This window comes from Streptomyces misionensis (assembly GCF_007896895.1).
Classification (GTDB): domain Bacteria; phylum Actinomycetota; class Actinomycetes; order Streptomycetales; family Streptomycetaceae; genus Streptomyces; species Streptomyces misionensis_A.
In genome coordinates this window covers 996-3,861 of record NZ_VOGW01000098.1, presented here as the reverse complement: position 1 = coordinate 3,861, position 2,866 = coordinate 996, and the positions used below count along the sequence as shown (strand labels likewise).

2 protein-coding genes and 1 pseudogene are annotated in these 2,866 nt (G+C 74.6%); 2 read left to right on the top strand and 1 reads right to left on the bottom strand.

The window, feature by feature from the left end; all coding sequences use genetic code 11:
- On the bottom strand, nt 1-169 hold a 169-nt coding region (locus tag FRZ03_RS16725), incomplete at its 3' end, for a GntR family transcriptional regulator (protein WP_146465960.1).
- Nucleotides 170-268: 99 nt separating this feature from the next.
- Between FRZ03_RS16725 and FRZ03_RS16720 the strand changes: the two genes are divergently transcribed.
- On the top strand, nt 269-1,060 hold the full coding sequence (locus tag FRZ03_RS16720) for an alpha/beta fold hydrolase (protein ID WP_146465959.1): 792 nt from the start codon (nt 269-271) through the stop codon (nt 1,058-1,060).
- Nucleotides 1,061-1,377: 317 nt separating this feature from the next.
- Nucleotides 1,378-2,866, top strand: a pseudogene (locus FRZ03_RS39150) (hypothetical protein); the annotation flags it as partial.

Here is a 2,866-nt window from a genome sequence, read left to right as displayed (position 1 = left end):
CCACCAGCCCCCGGCGCACGAGTTCGGCGTACACCCGCCCCGCCGTGGAGGGCGCGAGCCCGTGCCGGCGCGCGAAGGCCCGCTGCGGTGGCAGCCGCTGCCCCGGCCGCAGCCGGCCACCGGCGATGTCGGCGGCGATCCGGTCGGCGATCCGCCGGAAGTCGTTCATCCGTCCCCCTGTTGCTCTGGCGCGTCGGCCGGGCCTCGATTGCACCGAGGGCAAAGATCTTATTGCACCGAGGAGTTGGGCCCGCCTAGGGTCGACCACATGCCCCCTTATCTCACGTTCACCGACAAATCCCATGATTCCGCATCCGCTGGATGCCCCCTGGTCCTCGTCCACGGCCACCCCTTCGACCGGACGATGTGGGACCCGCAGGTGGCGGAGTTCTCCGCCGACCGCCGGGTGATCGCCCCCGACCTGCGCGGCTACGGCGCCTCACCGGTGACGTCCGGCAAGGTCCCGCTCTCCCGCCACGCCGAGGACGTGGCCGGGCTGCTGGACCTCCTGGGGGTGGACACCTTCGTCCTGGCCGGGCTGTCGATGGGCGGCCAGATCGCCATGGAGTGCTACGACCGCTTCGGCGACCGGATCCGGGGCCTGGTCCTCGCGGACACCTTCGCCGAACCGGAGACCCCGGAGGGCGTACGGAGCCGGAACGCTATGGCGGACCGGCTGCTCGCGGAGGGGATGCGGGGGTACGCCGACGAGGTGCTGGACCGCATGGTCGCGCCCTACGCCCGCGCGGAGGTCAAGGCCCACGTCCACGGCATGATGACGGCGACGGACCCGCGGGGCGCGGCGGCGTCCTTGCGCGGGCGGGCCGAACGCCCCGACTACCGCGACCTGTTGACGCGGGTGACCGTGCCCGCGCTGGTGGTGGTGGGGGCCGACGACACCTACACCCCTGTCGCCGACGCCGAGTCCTTGGCGCGGTCCCTGCCCGACGCGACCCTTGAGGTCGTCGAGGGGGCGGCCCATCTGCCCAATCTGGAACGGCCGAAGGAGTTCAACCGGGCGCTGGGGGATCTCCTGTCCCACGTGGACGGCGCCGCGTAGGGGTTCGGCGCCACACCGCGGAAACCCGGGGCCGCTAACCTTACGTGTCCGTCCTGGCCAGCGATTGACGGTGTCACCTCACGCGAAGGGTTGCACACATGGGCATTCTCACTCTCCTGCGGAACGCATTCGGCCGCTCACGCAAGTCCCGAGCCGCCGAGGCAGAGGGTGTGACGGCCCAACCCCCGGCCGAGCCCGCCGAGTCGGTACCTGCCGAGTCGGTACCTGCCGAGTCGGTTCCTGCCGAGCCCGTTCCGGCCGAGCCGGCGCCTGCGGTCCCGGAACCCCGTGACCCGGCCACCGCCGAGACGGCACCGGTGGTCCCCGAACCCCGCGACTCGTCCTCCGAGGCACACGAGCTGGTGGCCGCCGCCTTCGACAAGGTCCGCGTCCCGAGCCCCTCGGCTCCGGCCGACGACGCACCCGCCGCCTCGGCCGCCGAGACGACCGCGCGGAAGACGGACGAAGACCACGCCGAGACCGGCAGCGAGGCACAGGCCGAGGTCGCCGCCGGGGCAGACGCCGAGCCGGAGACCGGGACGAAGGCCGAGGCGGACACCGTGACGGCCGACGAGGCCGAGGCGAAGGACGAGGTGAACGTCGAGCCCGAGGCGAAGGCCGAAGCGGACACCGAGGTGGGCGCGGACGCCGAGCGGGAGGCCGAGACGAAGGCCGACGCCGATGCCGATGCGGACGCCGTGACGGCCGAGGAGCCCGAGGCGCAGGTCGAGGTCGCCTCCGAGGCAGTCGCCGAGCCGGAGACCGGGACGACGGCCGAGGCGGACGCCGTGGCGGTTGCCGAGGACGAGCCCGAGCCCGCCGACGGGGCCGAGCCGAAGGCCGAGGCGGACACTGGGGAGGCCGACGAGCCCGAGGCGAAGGCCGAGGCCGACGCCGATGCGGACGCGGACGCCGTGACGGCCGATGCCGGCGAGCCCGAGTCGGCCGGTGACCCCGAGGTGGAGGTGTCTGCTGAGGCAGCGGCGACCGCCGAGGCGGAGACCGGCGCTGAGGCAGCGGCCGAGGAGAAGGCCGCGGTGGAGACCGAGGACGCCTCGGCGCCGCAGGCGACGGACGAGGAGCACTCCGAGACCGGCGCCGAGGCGCAGGTCGAAGAAGAGGCGGCGGCGGAACCCGCACCGGCGGACGAGGTGAGCGCCGAGACCGCGTCCACCGTGGACGACCCGGCGCCCACCCCCGAGACGGTGGAAACCGAGGCGAAGGCCGACGTGGCCGCGGACGCCGTCACGGCGACCGAGGACGAGCCCGAGGCAGAGCCGACGGCCGTGGACGACCCGGCGACCACCCCTGAGGCGGCGGCGACCGAGGCCGTCTTCACGGAGCCGGCGGAGACCCCGGACGCGGACGCCTCGGCCACCGAGGCCGAGGCGTCCGCGGAGCCGGTGGCCGAGGAGGAGCCGGACACGGCGCCCGCCGCGGCAACGGAAGCGGAGCCTGAGCCGCTGACGGAGGCGGCGCAGGAACCGGCCGCGGCCGAGCCGGAGGCGACGGCCACCGAAGCCGAGCCCATCGAGGAACCCGCCTCCCCGGAAACCGAGCCCGCGGAAGCCGAGAAGGCAGCCGAACCCGCCGGCACCGAGCCGGAAGCAGCAGCCGCCAAGGCCGAGCCCGCCCAGGAGACCGCTTCCCCCGAGCCCGAAGCCGAGCCGGAAACGGAAGGCGAGCCCACCGAGGCCGAGCCGGAAGCAGCGGCCCCCGAGGCCGGACCCGCCGAGACCGAGCCCGAAACGGCAGCCGCCGAGGCCGAGCCCGCCCAGGAGGCCTCCGAAACCGAGCCCGCCGAGG

Excerpts from the sequence above, each read along its gene's own strand:
- FRZ03_RS16720 (WP_146465959.1), top strand. The coding sequence starts at position 269 with ATGCCCCCTTATCTCACGTTCACCGACAAATCCCATGATTCCGCATCC.